Annotated in this window: 6 protein-coding genes; 3 read left to right on the forward strand and 3 right to left on the reverse strand. The window is 59.9% G+C overall.

Annotation, left to right across the window (positions count from 1 at the left end; translation table 11 throughout):
* Positions 1 to 13 precede the first annotated feature (13 nt).
* Genes pglX (OVA06_RS12990) through pglW form a run of 3 tightly spaced genes read right to left on the reverse strand, consistent with a single transcriptional unit; the run spans position 14 to position 11,428 of the window.
* Complete coding sequence (gene pglX, locus OVA06_RS12990; protein ID WP_268158801.1) at positions 14 to 3,559, reverse strand: BREX-2 system adenine-specific DNA-methyltransferase PglX; 3,546 nt, start codon at positions 3,557 to 3,559, stop codon at positions 14 to 16.
* 49 nt (positions 3,560 to 3,608) lie between these two features.
* Entirely contained in the window at positions 3,609 to 7,181 is a 3,573-nt protein-coding gene (gene pglX, locus OVA06_RS12995; RefSeq protein WP_268158803.1) for a BREX-2 system adenine-specific DNA-methyltransferase PglX, read from the reverse strand.
* Positions 7,178 to 11,428, reverse strand: a complete 4,251-nt coding sequence (pglW, locus tag OVA06_RS13000) for a BREX system serine/threonine kinase PglW (RefSeq protein WP_268158805.1) — start codon at positions 11,426 to 11,428, stop codon at positions 7,178 to 7,180. The genes pglX (OVA06_RS12995) and pglW overlap by 4 nt, the downstream gene beginning before the upstream one ends.
* 221 nt (positions 11,429 to 11,649) lie before the next feature.
* On the opposite strand from pglW, the gene OVA06_RS13005 reads away from it, so the two are divergent.
* The 3 genes from OVA06_RS13005 (at position 11,650) to OVA06_RS13015 (ending at position 19,932) form a co-directional block, all read left to right on the forward strand.
* Entirely contained in the window at positions 11,650 to 14,277 is a 2,628-nt protein-coding gene (locus OVA06_RS13005; protein WP_268158807.1) for a sacsin N-terminal ATP-binding-like domain-containing protein, read from the forward strand.
* Positions 14,278 to 14,314: 37 nt separating this feature from the next.
* The gene (locus tag OVA06_RS13010) at positions 14,315 to 16,186 is read left to right on the forward strand and encodes a hypothetical protein (protein WP_268158809.1); all 1,872 of its coding nucleotides are present in this window, start codon (positions 14,315 to 14,317) and stop codon (positions 16,184 to 16,186) included.
* A 407-nt stretch (positions 16,187 to 16,593) separates the two neighbouring features.
* Positions 16,594 to 19,932, forward strand: a complete 3,339-nt coding sequence (locus tag OVA06_RS13015; protein WP_268158811.1) for a helicase-related protein — start codon at positions 16,594 to 16,596, stop codon at positions 19,930 to 19,932.
* Position 19,933 lies beyond the last annotated feature (1 nt).

The raw sequence follows: 19,933 nt of genomic DNA on the forward strand, positions 1-19,933 counted from the left end.
TCGTTCGCGAAGCTCATTGTGTCACCTTAGTTCTTCGTCCGCGGGCGGTCGTTGTGGGACGCCACGAATTGAGCTCGTCGTGGGATCGGTCGATCTGGGCTGCCCGTTCTTCGAACTGCTGGACGCAGAAGTCGCCCATGCTCACGCCGTAAGCGGGGTCGATGTCAGCGTGCCAGTGTTTCACCCACGGAAGTATTTCGCCCAGACCCGCCACCAGCGGAATTAGTTGTTCGTCCGGCGCGCCGTCTGCCACCAGCTGATCCATGATGGTGGCCAGCGCCAGGAACTGCTCGACATGGTTCCAGCCGGCCCAGCCAAGCAGGAGTGTCTGGTCGGTAGAACGACCTGCGTCCGGGTAGAGAATGAACCGTTCCTTGGGTACATCCAGCTTGCCGCGGGCCTGCCACCACGATGCCCTGTGGAAGTCCGCTGAAGTATATTTCGGTGGGACCGGAATGGAGCCCACATCTTCGCCGGCGTCCTCGCGGCGCTGCAAATCCCACGTCTGCTCCCACGCTTCGAATTTTCGGAGACCCGAGTCGTTGAGTCGTTGCGCCGCGAGATACGGTACAGCCTCGTCGGTCAGGAGCTGAGTGAGTGCCCTGACGACGTCGACATCTCGGCTGCCGTCCCACAAGGACAGAACAGACAAGAAGTCGCTGTCACGGGAGAGGGTATCAGCGAGCTGGCTCACGCTCCGGGCCGACGGTCGGCCCTGCCGGTCGAACCACAGCGAGCGGTCCTCCAGGCGGTCCAACAACCAGCGGCGCAGGGCGCGATCCTGCTGCTTTTCCCACGGCTCAAACGCCCAACGACGCTTGTACTCCGGACGCTCCAGGAAACGGATCGACGGATTCGACTCAATCAATTCCAGACGACGCTGCACGAGGTGACGGTAGTCCTCCGGCCAATGCGACGGGATCTCTGTAAGCGGCGTCGATCCATGCCGATCGAACCATGAAGTGTCTGCCTCACCGACACGGGCCCTTCGCGCTAACGCGATCTCAAATGCACGCTCGCCAAGGCCAACCTCGGGCAGATCCGTGCCCATGTAGGTCACGTCCTCATCGATCAAGCCGTAAAGTCGGTAAACTTCCCAGTCCAGCTCCTCCTGCTGCGCAACAATACTTCGTCCGATCAACTCGAACTCAAGCTTCGACTTTATGAAGAGGTCTGTACTTGGGACGGTCATATCAACAAGCCTGCTGGGTGCCTTCTCCGCTTGTAATGTGGCAAGCCGATCCACGTTTCGCGCCCGCTCGACTGGCAGTGAAGCCGGGAGCGGCAAGTCTTGAAGGGTCGTCCCAGTGAATTCGAATGTCCGAGCCCACGCTAGATCCGCAGCGCCGCCCTTGGGCTGAGACTTCTCTTTCATCCAGAAGCACGCGGTCGACGAGTTCAAGACACCGAGCAGTGCGAAATGATCGTCTTCTGTGGCGTCCTCGGGCAATTTGATAATTGGTGCGGACCTATTGAATACTCTGCCGCCCCGGTCCAGTACGAAATGATTGTGAGTCGCAATAAATGCGAAAGCGATCGACAATGAAGTTGCAAATCGTTTAGCGAAGAACATGGAGTATTCAAACCATTGCAGTCGCCGTTCGATCTGAGTAGACCCGTAAGCTACACGCGACTCGAGCTGAGCGCGGTAAGGCCACAAAAGTCTCACAATAGCTTCGTTCTGCTCTGCCTTTAGCGATGCAGAGTTATATGGCCAGAGCGCAACAATTGGATCATTGATAGTCCAGTCCCTAGTTACTTCCCCTTCAACCATTGGTCGCTGGTGAGAGACGGACACGCCGCTCCTTCGCAGTTTTCCGCGTCCCAAAAGGTACGCAGAGTCTTCGCGTGTAACTGCGCCAAAACCGATCTCCGAAGTCGCATTCTTCAACAACATCTCCGAGGAAGATTCGATCTGCTGCTGCAGCCGAGGGGCGCCCCCTCCTGTCAAACTCCACGGATGGTGCGCCAAGGATTCACGTGGCAAATCGGCGATGCTCACCCATTGGTTCTCAAATCCGGCGTTCGACAAGTTGTTGATCAGGGACGTCCAGTAGGGCCCGGTACCGTTGTTTGCAGTCGATCGTGGTTCCCTTAGCCCCATGCTTAACACGCAGCGTACGGTCCCTCCTACAGGCGGCTGGTTCCGCCCGATCACGATTACCGTCGGAGTCCCATCCGTGTTGTGACCCGGAATCCAAGCCCCCTCGGAATCGATGACATGTGTGACGTCCTTCTTGGGAAGGAAGTTCTCGATGAGTTTGGTTCCAGATTCCCGCTTCATGAATGAGTTGGATGTGATCTGGCCGGTCCAACCCGCAGGCTGGACAGCTGTGCAGTGTTTGGCCAAGCCGAAGAATCGCTCCATAAACGGCACGGTCAGCATCAGCTGTCCACCTATGGACTTATAGCGCTTGCGATAGGCCTTATTGAGAGTCTTGTCCTTGACCGTAATGTATGGCGGGTTGCCGACGACAACGTCATACTGGCCGGGCCTGAGAATGCGCTTGAGCTCTTCAAGATCCTCGGTTGCATATGAGAATCCTGAGAGCTTCGAATCCGCGTCGAAGCCGTCGAACTGGAACTCACGCTGGATGTGCCCGTGAAGCAGCGAGTCGCCCGCGGCGAGGTGGAGGTTGAACGCTGGCGCTAACTCCAGAGACTTCTCATCACAGGCCCTCAGAGCGGCGACGGTGAGCCGGAAGCGGGCGATGGCCACAGCGAACGGGTTCAGGTCCACGCCGTGGACTGCGTCCAAGGCCTTCTGCACCCGGGCACGCACGTCCAGGCCAGGCGCGTTGCGGGCCCACGCATCAGTTAGCCTCGCAAACGCTCCGAGCAGGAAGTGCCCGGACCCGCAGGTCGGGTCAATCAGCTTGAACCCCTCCAGTGGCCGCTCCGCCAACGCCGGGGTAAGGGTCTGGTCGAGAATGAACTCCTCCACAAACTCCGGGGTCTGCAGGAGCGCAAACGTCTTCTTTGCGTAGTCAGACAGGTCCTGATAGAGGTCCCCCAGAAAGCGGGTAGACAACTCCGCATCTGCCAGACCGAAGGACGGCCGCCCCGCGTCGTCCGTCTGCCGCCAGAAATCAAGAATTGCGGTGGCCATCCGGCCCGAAGGCTGGACCTGCCACAACGCCGAATGTTCCCCCACCAGATCAGCAGTGGCGGGCAGGTTCTTCAGATATGCCACCGACTCGAGCAGCCACTCCCGGTCTGTGAGTTCCGGGTGGGCACGGAAGAACACAATCTGCGCGTCCAGCGCCTCCTGACGCCGCGCCCCAGGGCCGGAAATCCACACCGGCCGAACCAGCGCGTTATCCTCAGCGAACCGGACGAACACCGTCGTCAGAATCCATGCAACCGCGGCCTGGGTGATCTTATCGTCCCGCCACGCCTGCCACGCCGACGACGTCCGCTGCGCATCCAGCGCACCCTGGTGCTCAGCCCTCCAGCGCGACAAGTTCTCATCGTCCTGCGCCAACCGTTCACGCAAATCGTCCTCCAACCGCAGAACAAGCTTGCGGAGTTCAGCGGTCAACTCAGACGAAACAATCATTCAGAAACTCCTTCAACCGGTACAAATTTGGAAACCTGCCGGGCAGCAACTAATTTCGTACTTTCGCATTGGACCTTCGTCGGCGGCCCGTCATGGTGGGGCGCCAGGCTTTGAGCTGTTCTTGAGACCGATCAATCTGGGCCGCCCGATCTTCGAGCTGCTGGATACAGAAGTCCGCCATGCTTACGCCGTAAGCGGGGTCGGTGTCGGCGTGCCACTGTTTTACCCACGGGAGTATTTCCCCCATACCTGCGACGAGCGGAATCAGTTGTTCGTCTGGTGCGCCGTCCGCGACCAGCTGATCCATGACGGCCGCCAGCGCCAGGAACTGCTCCACATGGTTCCAGCCGGCCCATCCAAGAAGCAGAGTCTGGTCGGTGGAGCGGCCCGCGTCCGGGTAGAGGATGAACCGTTCCTTGGGAACGTCGAGCTTGCCGCGGGCCTGCCACCACGACGCCTTCCGGAAATCCGCGGAAGTGTATTTAGGTGGAACCGGAATTGAACCGACGTCTTCGCCGACGTCCTCGCGACGCTGCAGATCCCACGTCTCTTCCCACGCTTCGAATTTTCGGAGGCCCGAATCTTTGAGCCGTTGGGCTGCGAGGTACGGGACAGTCTCATTCACCAGCAGCGCGGTGAGGGTCTGGACGACGTCCACATCCCGCGTCCCGTCCCACAATGATAGGACCGAGAGGAAATCCTCATCGCGAGAGACGATGTCGGCCACCTGGCCGATACTCCGTGCCGCCGGTCGGCCCTGGCGATCGAACCACAGCGACCGATCCTCCAACCGGTCCAGCAGCCATCCGCGAAGGGCGCGTTCCTGCTGCTTCTCCCACGACTCCAAAGCCCACCTACGTTTGTACTCGGGGCGCTCCAGCAGACGGATCGTTTGATTCGACTCGATCAAATCCAAGCGACGCTGGACAAGGTCTTGATAGGAGGCCGGCCAGCGGGACGGTATCTCGGTAGTTTGCATGGAATGATGACGGTCGAACCATCCAATGTCCGCTTGCCCCGCCACGGCTCGACGCGCCAAAGCTATCTCGAATGCTCGCTCTCCCAAGGCGACCTCTACGTCGTCGCCACCTGCGTACGCTAAGTCTTCTTCGATTAAACCGAACGCTCGGTACACCGCCCAGTCCAGATCCTCCTGCTGGGCAATAGAGCGTTGCAGGAGCGACTCGCACCGACTCCGGGTTTCAGCCAATTTCTCTGCAGTGGGAACCCGGCCCGAGGCTTGAGCTTCTGCGACCAGCAGACTTCGACTCCTTACGAGTGCATCAATCGCGCGAGCGTACCCGATCGGCAATGACGCCGGAAGAGGAAGGTCTTTAATGTTCGTGGCGTTGAGCTGGTAAAAATCCTCCCACGGAGACTGGGTCTGTCGAGCTCCCTGAGTATCCACAGTGCTGCCCTTGTTATGACACTTTTGCTTCAGCCAGAAGCAAGCGACAGATGAGTTGAGTACCCCTAATAATGAAAGGTGATCGTCCTCGGTCGCGTTCTGAGGCAGCTTGATAACCGGAGCTGTGCGGTTAAAAACCTTCGCCTCAGTCTCCAGGACAAAATGATTGTGTGTGGCCACCTCTGCGAAGCCGATTGTCAGCGCGCTTGCAAATTCGTCGCGCGGAAGCTGATGCCATTCGAGCCAGGATCTTTTCGCTTCTTTGTATGTCAATCCGCCAAAGACGTTTCGGCCCCATAGAACCGAGCGGAAAGGCCAGAAGTGCTTTAGAGTGCTTCCGACTGCTGCGTCGACTCGCAGCTTTCCGTCCTTGTCGTACGGGCGGAAGGCCCTCTCGGAAAAATTAGCGGCCCAGTCCCGCACTCCGTCACCTCGGGTCGCATCTGGCGCGTACTCCAGAGAGAGGCCAATGCGGCTGGCGAAATGGCGGGGGAGAAAAAATATCTCATCCGCGTGCGAGTCTCCATAGAACCCGATTCGGAGGGTCTTGTCCTTGAGCGTTCCACGCGCGTTGGCCTCGATCTGTGTCAAGACCGCATTCGCCCCGCCTCCGGATAGGCTCCAAGGATGCCTGGCCAAGCTCTCACGCGCGAGATCGACAATACTGATCCATTCACTGTCATGACCGGGGTTGTCAATATTTTCCGCGAGGGCGCGCCATACGAGTCCGCGCGCAGGATCGCTTGGTCGCACTGGTTCTCCCCGAACACCTAGCGCTGCGCGCACCATGGCAACGGTTGGGCGTTGACGACGTCCAGCAATGATCACAGTTGGGGTACCGTGCCCCGGGATGTAGGCCCCGGAGGTGTCAACAACTAGCCGAACATCCTGCCGGGACAGGAACTCTTCGATGAGTTTGGAGCCGAACTCGCGCTTCATGAAGGAGTTAGAGGTGATTTGACCAGTCCATCCGGCTGGCTGAAACCCGGTGCCCTGCTTCGCCAGACCGAAAAATCTCTCCATAAACGGAACCGTCAGTGCGTAGGTACCCTTACAGGTGGTGTACCTCTTGCGATAGGCCTCGTTGAGGGTCTTGTCCTTTACGGTGATATAGGGCGGATTGCCCACTACCACGTCGTACTGGCCCGGTTTTAGGATACGACGCAGCTGTTCGAGGTCCTCCGTGGCATACGCGAATCCAGAGAGTTCGGCGTCGGCGTCGAATCCCTCGAACTGGAACTCGCGCTGGACCTGACCGTGCAGCAGCGAATCGCCTGCAGCAAGATGAAAGTCGAACGCCGGTGCCAGCTCTAAGGAAGTCTCGCCACAGCCTTTCAACGCGGCGATAGTTAGTCGGAAGCGAGCAATGGCGACTGCAAAAGGGTTCAAGTCCACGCCGTGGACCGCGTCCAATGCTTTCTGCACTCGGGCACGTACATCCATCCCAGGCGCTTGGGTCGCCCACGCAGCCGCGAACCTCTCGAACGCGCCGAGCAGGAAATGACCTGACCCACACGTCGGGTCAATCAGCTTGAACCCGTCCAGCGGACGCTCAGCCAACGCCGGGGTAAGCGTCTGGTCAAGGATGAATTCTTCTACGAACTCCGGGGTCTGCAGGAGCGCGAACGTCTTCTTCGCGTAGTCGGACAGGTCCTGATACAGATCACCCAGAAAGCGGGTCGACAGCTCGGTGTCTGCCAAATCGAAGGTCGGCCGTCCGGCCGCGTCCGTCTGACGCCAGAACTCCAGGATCTCCGTGGCCATTCGTCCCGACGGCTGAACCTGCCATAACGCCGAATGCTCCCCCACCAGATCAGCAGTGGCCGCCAGCTTCTTCAGATACTCCACCGGCTCGAGCAGCCACTCCCGGTCCGTCAGTTCCGGATGTGCACGGAAGAACACAATCTGCGCGTCCAACGCCTCCTGCCGCCGGGTTCCAGGGCCGGAAATCCACACCGGCCGAACCAAAGCGTTATCCTCAGCAAACCGGACGAACACCGTCGTCAGAATCCATGCAACCGCGGCCTGGGTGATCTTATCGTCCCGCCACGCCTGCCACGCCGACGACGTCCGCTGCGCATCCAGCGCACCCTGGTGCTCTACCTTCCAACGCGACAAGTTCTCATCGTCCTGCGCCAACCGTTCACGCAAATCGTCCTCCAACCGCAGAACAAGCTTGCGGAGTTCAGCGGTCAACTGAGACGAAACAATCATTCAGAAACTCCAATAGCAGGCGTGGTTTTGAGGATGGCGTTTGCCTTTGTGTCGACCCATATGTGATCGAACCGGACAAATTGATTCGGCGAAGTTTGCACGGGAACGCCATCGAGCAGCGGACCTTGATTGGCGGCCAGTTGAGGTACCACCAGCCAGACGGCTTGTCCCCTGGCCACGGCCAAGTCGCTCAGCCGTCGCAGAACGTGGGCGTGTCCGTATCTGGCCAGTGGAGCGGCTTCGGTGAGCAGAACCGGACGCGGAGTGCCGCCGTCGTCCTCTTGCGTCAGCGCCTCTGAAATGGCGAGCTCGACGGCTGGCAGGGCCCGTTTCACCACGGCGGCGAGGCCCTGCCCGGCGCGGCTCTCCCCCGGCTGAGCGTCGGCTGCCACGAGAACGTCCCACGGCGGCACCTCGCGCTCGTTGGCAAGACGCTTCATCTCGTCCATGAGAATGCCCGTGAGATCAAGAATTTGCGCGTTGAATTCGTGTTCGAGGACGTTGACCAGCTTATCAATTCGATCCGCCGGACATCCGAGGGTGAGGAAAGAGCGTCGAGCCGAGCTTTCCTCGAGGCGCCGGGCCACTGACCCCCCATCGATATCGTCAGTCTGGGACGCCACCACAGTAGGCATATACGAATGAAGTCCTGTGGTGTCGCCGCCCTCGGTGGGACTGTAGTACCACTGAGACCCCTCATCGAACTTCAGGCCCAACCCGGCCCGATCCAGGAGCTCATCGAGAGACGGCCGGCGCGGCAGATCAGGCAGCGCGGGGAAACGAGCGTGGACCCGGTCCTGAATTTCTTTGGGGCTGAGCCTTTCCCCGGTGCTGATTCCCTGGAAAGTCAGTGCCACGGCCTTCGCCTGGTCCAGATCGCGCCGGTACAGCTCGGCTGCACCAGTGAAGGCGGCGGTCCGCGACATTTCCGCCGCCAGCCGGACCAGTCTTGTACCCTCGAGAAGTCGTGGATTTTCCGCGGCGACCGATCGTGCCGTGGGCAAAAGTCTCACCCGGGCACGATCCGCGGGGATGAGCTCCTCGCCGAATGAACCGCCAATTAGGAGCGCGTCTGCATCTCTGCCCAGCGACTCGGCAATGTCCAGGAGACCCGGCTCCCGAGCGATGGCGAGAGCCCGGCCATCGCGGCGCCGCAACTCCATGGCACCGAGTTCTTCTTCCGCACGGAGCTGTGCACGCCGTCGATCAACAACGATGCGAAGAAGTCCTAGGGAGGAGCGGCGGGCAATGTCGTCCCGGGTGCGGGCGCCCGCGCTGGATCGAAGAATCTCTGAAGCCAGCTCATTGATGCTGGCCACGCTACCGAGCGCATCCAGCCGTTCATCCACAATGCCTTCGAGGCTGCGAAGAAGCCCCAACGCCTCTGCATCTTCGGCCCACGCCTTATGGAGCGCCTCGAGAACCTGATTAGCGCGGCCAGAGGTCACTGGAGTGGGCAGCGCAGCCGCCAGCTGAGCTTGGGTGGCAAATGCTTCTGTGTGCCCTTCATTGCCCAGAATCAGAGCCACCATCTGCCCACGGCCGGGGGACCGAGTGGAGAACACGCTGGCGGTTAGGATTTTGGCGATGTCCTCCACCGCGGGCAGGACGCCGGTGTCCGTTCCACGGTCTCCTGCACCGAACCGCTCTCGCCATTGTTTGGCACGGCTCTTGACTTCCTTGCGCGTCGGCTCCGCGACGCCCGACAGTCTGTTGAGGCGCACAGCGTCCACCGCCGCCAGGTCCCCTACCGTGCGCACACCAAAAGGTTCCAAAGCAGACAAGGCCCGGGCGGATAGGCCAGCTGCCTCGAGCTCGGTCTCGACTGTTGCTTTGGCGGCCAGCTCGTCAGCATCCTCCGGCGCTGTGGTCGTTCCGTGGGTAAAGGCGCCGCGCCACACCGCGAGCATTTCCGCCGCCGTGTCGTGACGCTTGCCTGCATCGCGGGCAAGCGCGCGGCGAAAGAATTCAGCCAGGGAAGCTGCTACCGATGGGTCAAAGGACTTGGGCTCAACGGTAGCTTCGTCCGGAACAGCTGCTGGGTTTGCCAGTGGGTCGCCGTAGTAAGGACGGTGCCCGGTTGCCATTTCGAACAGCACGACGGCCGCCGCGTAACGTTCGGCAGCGGAGTCGAAGCGGGGACGTCCTCCGCCAAGAAAAGGGTCAAGGTACGGCGGCGTGCCTGCATCGAGGGCGGCAGCCGGCGCCCGCGACAGCGAGAAGTCAAAGAGAACAAGGTGCTTCGCCTTGCGGCTGTCTTCCCGGACGCCGAGGTTGCTGGGCTTGATATCCCTATGATCGATGCCAGCTTTATCCAGGGCCACGACAGCTTCAAGGAGGTCTGCGCCGAAGCGTTCCAAGAGGTCGATGGAGAGTCTGCCCCCACGATCACGAATCAGTTCGTCGAGGGTCTGGGAGCCTGCACTCTCCAGCAGCAGTACTGTACGGCCGTTGAGGTTGAACGGTCCTTCGACGAGAGTGGCCAGGCGGGGTCCGCGGAGCCGTCGGATAACTTCGGCTTCGGCCGTCAGCCGGTCCGAAGCCTTGTCATTGAGTGCGACCTTCAGCACCCGTTCAGTTTCGGTGCCGTCGGGGCGTGTGTCCTTGACCATCAGCCCCTGGGCTGTTGATCCCTTGCCAAGCCTGCGGAGGACAGTGAACCGTCCATCTCCCAGAAGAGTTCCTGGCACCGCATCGAGCGGATCGGTATCTGGCTCGCTGCCCCTCGGTCCGGGCGCACTGCTGTCTAAGGCATTGAGAAAATCCTGCACTGTGCGCAGCCGCTCGCGCGGGACTGGGCGGGTAGCGTCCAGTACCGCTTTGCGCAAAGCCTCGCCGACTTGGGGAAGAACCGGGGCAATGTCCAGGCCACCTTGCTCCCGCAACCGCTCAGCAAGTGCCAGTGAAGAAGCCGCAGGCCGAACCATGGTGACGATGTAGTACGCCAGTGCGCCGAGCCCAAAAACGTCCAACCCCACGCGGTCGGTGGCAGCAGCACTCCACCGTCCCTCAGGCGCACGAAACGCCTCAGTTAGCCAGGCGTCATCTCCCGCTGCGGACGCGACGGACGTCTGGTCCGCGCCGAAAAGCCGTGTGACGCCGTCGTCTCCTGAAAGTCCGGTTGCCACCGCGGCCGCTGCTCCCGCCGTTTGCCAGTCACTGACTTGCACGCGAAGGCGATTGTTGGAGCGTGCAACCCATACAACCTTTGGCGACAGCCCGCGGTGCACAACTGCGTTGCGGTGCGCGTAGTCGATAACTTCTGCAACCTGCCGAATGATGCTGAGTTGGTCCGCCAGGCTGACGCCGTTTCCCTGCTCAGCAATCCACAGATCAAGCCGCTGCATGGACTCGTCGAACGGATAGACCAGCCCCACCCCGAGGTCGGACTCGACCATGTCCCGGGGTTTGAGCAGCCCGTCGTGGGACAGCCGGTTCATGACCCGGTATTCGTGTTCGGCAATCTTTCGCGCTCGGATCCGCTCAGCATCACCTGCCCCGGGATCTGCCACCTGGAAGCGGATACGGGCGGTGTCCTGCTTGACCACCTGGTGATAAGCGCGCCAGTCCTGCCACCCTTCACCCTCGTCCAGAGCTCCGTCTTCGATGATCCAAGAGCCTGCGGTTCGTTCGCGGCGCTGGACAAGGCCGATCCTAGCCATCAGCTCGGCGAGGATGACTTCCTGGTTTTGACCGATGGCGCGATCAGCACGGGGCTCCTCTAGAAGGAGTTCGCTGATTCCTGGGAGATTGGACTCGTTTTCGCGCTCGTCGAGACCGTACAGGTGCGAAGCAGCCGTGCCGCTCATTTCGCTGACCATGCCCGGGTGGTGCAGAAACACCGATTCCTGGACGAACGGAATAATCTTGCGCTCGTCCCCAATATCGACTTGCTTCTCGCGAGCCCAGGACCGCAGCTCATCCTTGAGCTTGGAGCTGAAACGCTGAGCCTTGCGCCTTGCCAGGAGGAGCGGTGATTCCTCGGCCCGGCGGCCGTCACGCAACCACTGGGTGTCGTTTCCGTGCAGTCGGCCGGAGTAGTACTTCAGTTCGATCAGGTGAAGGCGGCCGCGCGCAAGCACCAGGGCGTCGACCTCATGCCACCGCCCCTGGCTGTCCAGGAACTCGAAGTTAGTCCAGGCACGGAAGGGCGTGGTGCTAGGCAGCTTCGACTTGAGATAGCGCAGTCCCTCGATCTCATGAGGAAACTGCGACGGGCTGACTTCAACCCAACGCTCTTCAGTCAATGCTCCCCCTGTGAAATTCGCCAGCCGGCACCTACGTTGGCGCTCCAAGCCGTGACACCCTAGCCTTCCGATACTACTGGGTGATGCGACAATCCCTGAAGCTGACTCTCACGTGACTTTCACTTCGGTCCGCGGTGGGTTGCACAGCGGCGATACCCACCGACCGATATGTTTTGGGAAGAGATCTCTACCGCATGCGATCCCCTTCAACTAGGAGACTTGTGCCTGGACAACTGGAAAGCACCTTCGACGTCGACGAGGCCGCCGAAGCCGCAGCGCGAGTGTTTCATCATGAGCCTGGAACACCGTTTCTCGATCCGAAAGAACCGAAAAACGAGGCGGCCGCGGCGGCAGCTGTTCGCAAGCTGGGTGAACTATTCGCGGAGCTCCCTGCTTCGATTCGCCAAGCCCTGCGTGGTGCGGAAACGAATGCGGGTCATTTGAGCGATGACCGGCTACAAGGGCTTTCCGAGCTAATCCAAAATGCCGACGACGTCGGTGCAACCCGGGTCGCGTTCGCGATCGAGTCAGGGCCGACGGGAAGCGCCATCCTGTGCAGTCACAATGGCAGCTCGTTGCGCCTAATGGATGTCATGGGCCTCGCTACGCCTTGGTTGAGCCTCAAGTCCGCTGACTCCAAAAGTCTCGGGCGGTTCGGGATCGGGCTCATGACTCTCAGGTCACTGTCGGATTCCCTAGAGGTTTACTGCGGCCCTTTCCATCTCGCCCTAGCGTCGCAACTACTGACGCCCTTGGATTCCCGCGGTTTCCCCGACGGCATCGGAGGTGAAGGAACAACCGTTTTTCGGATACCCATAAGGGGCGATGCCGTAAGGGCGGACGAGATTGCATCCTGGCTGAATTCGTGGGGAGACGCGGGGCTTATCTTCCTAAGTAGCGTGCGATCCGTGGAAGTTCTCGGTCGTGATGGCGCTCCCGTTTCAAGTGCAGCCCTTTCGCGGGGAGAACCAATCCAGCTCAACATTCCCGGCGGAAATATGGTGTCGCGCGTCGTGAACGCCAGCGACGGTCGTCAATGGCTCGTGTACTCACAGGACGCGCCGACACCTTCGCACCTAAGCCGTTCCCTGAAGGCTCAAGCTGCTACAACGCTAGTCTCCATTGCTTTCCCTGCCGGCCATCATGATCCCGGACATCTTCACGTCGGGCTCCCCGTGCGCCCAGTTGGATTTCCCTTCCGCGTCTCAGCACAGTTTGATCCGCTCGCCAGTCGCCGCGATATTGCAGACAACGACTGGAACATCGGATTAATCTCTGCAATCAGTCAGCTGTGGCTAGATGCAAGCCTTGACGTGTTCAAACGGTCACCTGAACTGGGATGGGCCACGATACCGCTCGTCCATGAGCTGAGCCAGGACGTGCGAACGCAGGGCAGACTACGCGAGGCAATCGACAGCCAACTGATGACGGATGCCCGAACCAGGCTCGCCAAAACGCTGACGTTTTACCTTCCGAACCACGGTCGTCTCTCGTTGGATGAGTTGGCATTCGAACACCCCGACCTCACTGCCATCCTGCATCCCGAAGATACTGCAAGACTGGCCGGACGATCAGCGACCCTCCCATTCGAATCGAGGGATGCGGAAGAGCTGTGGCGAATCGTGATGAAAGATTTGGCCGAGTCCGGGGCTTCTACGCCCGAAGAAGTGGATGTTGCCAGCGCCGTCTCCATGCTTGAAGAGAACAGCCGTACAGTTGCCTTCGTTAGCGATCTGACATCCGTCGCTATTGCCCATGACCTTGGCACAAGACTTTTCAGCGTTCCTTGTCTGGTCCTGGATGACGAGTCGAGAGTCTCGCCGGACGATGTAACAGCTACAGCGGCCATCGTCGACGATGATGCTGCGCCACTTTGGCGCCATTTAGGAATGGGCCTACGACTTCACCCCGGTTACATCTCGCGTCACGGCTGGCATCAGGTCCGGGCATGGCTTGTCGAGCATGAGCGTTTTCTCGCCGGAGCAACACCAGGACAGGCCCTTGCACGGATTGCACGCTGCGGCAGAAGCGGGGAAGAACTTCCCGGCCCTCTGAGTGACGCCCAGGCGGAGGAGCTCCGCGCGGCGCTCGAGGCGTCCAATGAGGCGGACCGAGCCAGCTGGGGACCAGGCATTGGCATGGCCATCCGATTAGATGCCACAACGTATGGACCGAAGGGACAACGCATCTCCGTTAAGGCCCGACCCTGCGAGGCCTACATAATCGAGCGCGAAGCGGGCACGTGGCAAGCAGCCGCGGGGAAGACGGCCGGACTGATTTGGCTTCACCGTCGCTATGGAACAGCCTTGCGTGCTGAGACTGGTAGGACTGGCATCGGAGCGCAGCGGCTCTTCCGACTTCTTGGGGCAGAGACTGCACCGCGATTGATTGCTCATCCCAAAGCGAGACAGCGGTTTGCGTATGGGAAACCGGGCGTACCCCGAGACCTTCCAGAACTACCGAATCGGAGAGAAGCCCTTCTGCAGAAGCGCGCCACGTTCACAATTGACGACTTCATCTCACCTGATTTGGATGCTGTACTTCGCAGCATCGCGGCCGAGAAGAGCGCCTTAGAGCGCAGACGGCGCGCCAACGCAGTGCTGTCAACCCTGGCCAAAGCTTGGGAGAGGATAGGCCCGCACGCCGAAGCATCAGCAGTGGAGCCACACCACGTATGGCAGGACCGCGGCGTTGTTCCCGCCTGTTGGCTTTTCAGCGCGGCGTCGATTGCCTGGCTGTCCGACGGCAACCGGAGGGCCGCTCGACCCCTCCAGCTTGAACCTCCGCAGCGCCGGGAATGTAGCCCTTCACGGCCCAGACCCAGGCAATTTCCTCCATTCAGAGCATGACAACCCTGCTTGGCATTCCGTCCTTGAGAAGCTCGAAGTGCACGGCGACCCAAGAGCAAGTGAGCTGATCCGGGCACTCGAAGACGTACGGACCGCCTATGAAGATGACGCGACTGCAGCTGAAGAGGCCGCCGTCCCGCTTTATCAGGCCTTAGCACAACAGATCCCGTCCAGCACGGGTGCCGAGAGGGTCCTCGGCGATTTGTCGAGGGCCGATGCGATGGCTGCGTTCGGGCGAGGGCAGGGTCTCATCGCCACAAAGAGCGGCTGGCGGCGTCCGAGCTTGGTCTTGAGCGGCCCCCCTATTTTCGGAACTTATCGCACCTTCGTCCCGGCAGTTTCCGGTACGGAACGCCTGTGGCGCCTCGTTGGTGTTCGGGCACCCTCGTTTGATGACGCTCGCGATGTCATCCGCGAAGTGGCCAAGAACGAGGTGCTGAATCCGGGTCAACGGCTCGTAATGCTCGAGTCACTACGGCTCATGTCCAAAGGCGCAGATAGTGCGTCCGGACTTCGCAGAAGAAATTTGAGTCGGACACCTGTATGGACGAGTCAAGGATGGAAAACGCAACGACCGGTACTCGCCGTCATAAACATCCAGCTCGCAGAAGCATTGGCAGAGACCGCGGCAGTCTGGAAACCGGGGGGCGACGTTGGCCAGTTCGAGAACTTGATCGCACCCTTCGCTCTGACGAGACTCGCTGAGAGCGACGTGCGCGTTGTGGCTGGGGAGAACGCATTTGAGGATGACTGGCTTACCGAAGTCTTCCCGCGAGCCGTGCGAAACCTCCAAGCCGATTTGTCGATGAACGACGAAGGGGCGGAGCAGGCCCTGACCGTACCCTGGGATGAACTCGTTGGATACAAAATTAGAGTTCTCCCCGGACTCAGCCTGCGCATGAACCACTCCCAGCTCAAAGACAGATCAACTCTCAGAGTGGGTGCATGGATCGACCTGTCAGCAAGGACTTTCTATCTTGAGAGTGCCGCTGAGGGTGGTCGGGCAGCCACCGGAGGCAACGCACTTGCCTCCCTATTCAGCATCGAGGCCCGTCGGATCGCTCAAGCATGGATGGTAGCTTGGTCCGATGGAGTGGATGGGCACCGGGCCGAGACCGTCACTCTCGCCTCACGCCTAGCAGCCGATGAGGCTGCCAGACGCGAAACCGCAAGTGGGAATCGGCTTGACAACCTCCGGCATCAGGCCAGAGCGAAGCGCGGAAGCGGTCGCGGGCCTACATCGAAGTTCCCGACCGTTGCCGGCTCGCGGGCGGAGCAACATGACAGGCCTGCTCTACCTGCCCGCATATTGGTCGACCCCAGTACCTTGATAATTCTCAACCCCGATGGAACCATTCGTGATGGTCGAGAGACTGCTACCGATTCATCACGTCGCACGGAGAAAACCGCGGCACTGAAGTCGCCAGATCCCCGCAATCCGAAGCAAAAGTCAGTGGGGCGTGGCCCGGTCAACTACACTCCCGAAGAACGAGAATCAGTAGGTATGGCTCTCGTCCGCCATGTTCTCGGCGGTGAGGAAGCAGGAATGGTAGACATCAGAAACCAACACAATGTTGGCGCCGATGCCATCGATGATCTGCAGCGGTTTTTCGAGCTGAAGGTTTACCAAGGCGCAATACCTAACGTCGTTCGTCTTACGGACTCCGAAGTTCAGCGAGCATTGAATACCGAGGACTTCTTCTTGGTGCTGGTTGGAAACGTGGAGCAAGGCACTGATCAACCTGAAGTGCGCATCCTGACGGACCCCCTGACTCAACTTTCCGTGGAACCGACGGGAACGATTTATCTCAGTGGCGTCTACACCGCGCGAGCCTTGGTTTACTCGTTCAGCACGCCGCAGCGATCCGCCGACAAAGGTCAAGCTCCAGACGCAGAGTCCATCAGTTGATGGGCACAGAAGACGGCGCGCCCGACCTTTGACCGCGCAGACACTTTGTCGCCGTCATATTAGTGACTCCTTACCGATCAACGGCTGAGCATCGGACAAGTTACAAAATACCGGTGACGCGCGGCCAAGCTGGCCAGGGCGTCCTGCTGGGCCTGTTGTTCACGGATGGCACTCCCTCAAGCTGATGGACTTTGCGGCCATGTTTTGGGTCGTCTTCGACCGAAGCTCATAGCACGTCTGTCTCCTCACCCAGCAACACGGCCAGCCTTCTGATAAGAACCAGAACACTTGGACCTACAATCAATTTAACTTTGCCGCGCGCCCCGCCGTCGCGCCGCATCATCGACATGGGGGTGTTTCCTTGAACTGCAGTAGGACCAATGCGGCCACGAACAAAAGGCCTTCTTATGGCTACTGACAATACGTGCGGATACCAGCCTCAGTTTTCCGATCTCGGCGCTCTTGATGACGGCAAGATCGGCAGAATCCTGCTCGTCGCTCCACAGCCAAAAGACCTGAACGTCACTCATGAGTATCGAGTGCTGCACAGCTCGAATCACGACATCCCGCTCCGCCCTGGCATCTACTGGGCGAAGGTAAACGGCGAGCTGGAAGCTCTCGTCATCGATGGACAAGCTGTCCCCGGCCGAGCACCGTTGCCCGCCGAACAGGTCGCACTAGCCGAAGCAGACGAAGCTTCCCTTGGCGTAGTAGGGATGGAGTGGCTCGAGTCCTGGTGGGATGAGGGCACACACATACAGGCGCCCAAGTTCCCAACATCCGGCGGTGCAATTTCCCGCAGTACCGGCCGTGACGTCGTCATTATGCGCCGGCAGCTCACCGGCCCACGCTGGTCCTACGTCATCCGCCAAGATGGGCGAACAGTGACGGTTTCCGAATCGGACCTGGAGCCGATCCCGGAGATAAACGCCGCTGAATCCTGGCTGTACGAGGAGCCTGCCTCTCCTGAGGCGTTCTCAGCCATGGTTACAAGAGCCAAGCTGAACCGGGGCGTCACCGACGCCATCTTTTCGTACGGTGTTACGAAAACCATCATCAATCCATTCCAGTTTAAGCCAGTCCTGAAGTACCTGGACTCGGCGATGGAAAGGATGTTGATCGCCGACGAGGTTGGTCTCGGCAAGACCATTGAAGCGGGCCTTCTCTGGACCGAGATGGCGGCACGCGGCCAGGCAAATCGGGTCATGGTGGTCTGCCCCGCGGCACTCGTATCAAAATGGCAGCGTGAAATGAGCGAACGCTTCGGCTTTGAGCTGGAGCACTACAAAACGGCAGATCTTCGCCGGATGGTCGAGAGGCTGGAAGCAGGGACTCTTGCCCAGAACTTTGCCGCTGTGGTCTCCATTCAAACGTTTCGGGGGTTTGACCGTCTCCAGCAGATGGAGGAGCTCAACTTCGCGCTGGATCTCTGCGTCGTCGATGAAGCCCACCAGATGCGAAATCAGGGCACCGCAAGCTCTCGGCTTGGGCTTTTCCTCCGCGATGTCTCTGGCTCGTTGGTGCTGCTCAGTGCTACCCCGCTTAATCTCGGGAATGACGACCTCTTATCTATGATGCGCCTCATCATGCCTGGTGAAGTTGAGACGAAGGCGGACCTCGAACTGCGTATCGACCATCACGACGCACTCCAGGCCCTGCGTAAGAGCGCAACAAATCCCAAGATCTCCAACCGGCAACGCCGGGAATGGCTGGGCCAGATTGCACGTGCCCGCATGGGACGTGCGCTTCGCGAGCGGGCAGCTTACAAGAGGCTTGAAGAATTACTCGCTGATGACAACTATTCTGTCGCCTCGGCACCGGTCATCCGTGATGCCTGCAACCAGCTTCACGGCCTATCTTCGGCCATTACGCGGACTCGAAAAACAGAGGTCCACGCAGTCCGCTCGGTTCGGGAAGCAATAAACGCAGCCGTCGATTGGACGGACGGTGAGAAGGCCTTCTATGACGCGTACGTGGACTGGCTGAGGCAGATTGCGATCGAGCGGAACATGCCCCCCGGTTTCGCGCTCCAGATGCCTTTGCGACTTGCCAGTTCTTGTCTTCCTGCAGCTGCACGACAGGTCCTCCGTCTTGAGTCTGAAGAAGCCGGTGACGGCGATGCGCTGCCACCCGCAAGCAGCGGAAGTAAGCTGCTTGCTGCCGAGGTCCCGCCCGCCAACGTCCAAACGCTTGCCCGCCAAATCCAGCGGGTCGACACAAAGTTTGATGCCTTCCTCAAAGCCCTCGCAAGCTCGGAGATGGCTGGTCGTTCCGCCCTGGTCTTCACCTTCTCAAGGAACACCCTCAGTTACCTCCACAGCAGGCTGTCCCCGACCCATCGCGTGGCGGTGCTTCACGGAGGAGTAGCTCCGGAGGACCGCGAATCGATCATGCGGCGCTTTCGGGCGGGAGAGTTCGACATCGTGATCGCCACCCGCGTTGCTAGTGAAGGTCTCGACTTCGAATTCTGTTCACTCATCGTCAACTACGACCTTCCCTGGAACCCCATGGAAGTCGAACAGCGCATCGGACGTCTAGATCGCATCGGCCAGAAGTCGGACAAGATCCTCATCCTGAACTTCTCAACACCGGGAACGATCGAATCTCGCATCCTTGATCGCCTCATGGCCCGTGTCGGCGTGTTTGAACACTCCATTGGAGAACTCGAGCCAATCCTCGCGGAGAAGTTCGATAGTCTCGCCGAGCTTGTAGTGGATTTTCGGCTGACCAACAATGAGCGGGACCGCAGGATCAATGAGGCCATCGCGGCGGTCGAACAAGGCAAGGCCGACGAAGCGCAGCTGGAGGAATCTTCTTCCAAACTCCAGGCAGAAGATCAGTTCGGCATCAAATCAGTTGAGGAGCGGATTAGCCGTGGCCGATATCTCGGTCAGGTCGAACTTGCCCATCTGATCGGAGACTGGGCACGCCTCCGCGGCGGTTCCGTCAAGGTGGACACAAAGGCCAAAAAGCTACGGGTTGACCTTAGCCAAGAGATGCTGATCAAGGTCGTGGAATGGCGGAGGAAGGAAGGCCTGACGTCCGCCGAAGTTTCTCGTGTAGAAAGAGCCGGACGAGCCAGGACTCCAATGATCATGTGCCTGGACTCTGAAGAGGCCCGCGTCGAAGGCGGTTCGCTCCTGAACGGCCACCACCCGTTGGTCCGGGTAGCTGCCCACGACTTTGCGCTACACAATGTTCCACGGTTTTCTGTCCTGCGTGCAACAACTGATGAGACGTGCCGGCCAGGTACCTACCTGCTGGCCCTGGCTGCAGCAGGATGGTCCGGACTGCGTCCGACAAGCGAGCTTTGGGTAGAGGCGGTCAACTTGGAGACCGGCGAAAGCGCTGGCGCGGAAGCCGGAGCCTTGCTCATGACGAGAGTGGCCGCAGGTGCACTTTCGGAAGGCTCCAGCGCCACTAGGCATCCAAATGCAGATCTCTACTGTGAGCAGCTACTTACCGATCTTGAAGTACGACGCCATACAGAGCAAGAACTTCGCAAGGCGGAGAACGACGCGCTCATCCTCGAGCGAAGGATCCGCGCGGAAGAGGTTTATAGGAACCATGAGAGGTCGATTCGCGATCGAATGGCCTACATAACCGGACCCACCATGCGAATGTTCGAAGGCCAGCTGCGGCGAGCCGAGGAACGACGCAATGACGCTCTCGCGCGCATTAGCCAAAGTGCTCACTCCAGCCTCGATCTGGAAACCCTTGCGCTGCTGCAGTTGGAAGTGATCTGAG

The sequence above is a fragment of the Pseudarthrobacter sp. SL88 genome, assembly GCF_026672455.1.
Taxonomy (GTDB): domain Bacteria; phylum Actinomycetota; class Actinomycetes; order Actinomycetales; family Micrococcaceae; genus Arthrobacter.

Bases quoted from the DNA above. Each gene is read 5' to 3' on its own strand.
- pglX (WP_268158801.1), bottom strand. From the start codon at position 3,559: ATGATTGTTTCGTCTGAGTTGACCGCTGAACTCCGCAAGCTTGTTCTG.
- OVA06_RS13015 (WP_268158811.1), top strand. From the start codon at position 16,594: ATGGCTACTGACAATACGTGCGGATACCAGCCTCAGTTTTCCGATCTC.
- pglX (WP_268158803.1), bottom strand. From the start codon at position 7,181: ATGATTGTTTCGTCTCAGTTGACCGCTGAACTCCGCAAGCTTGTTCTG.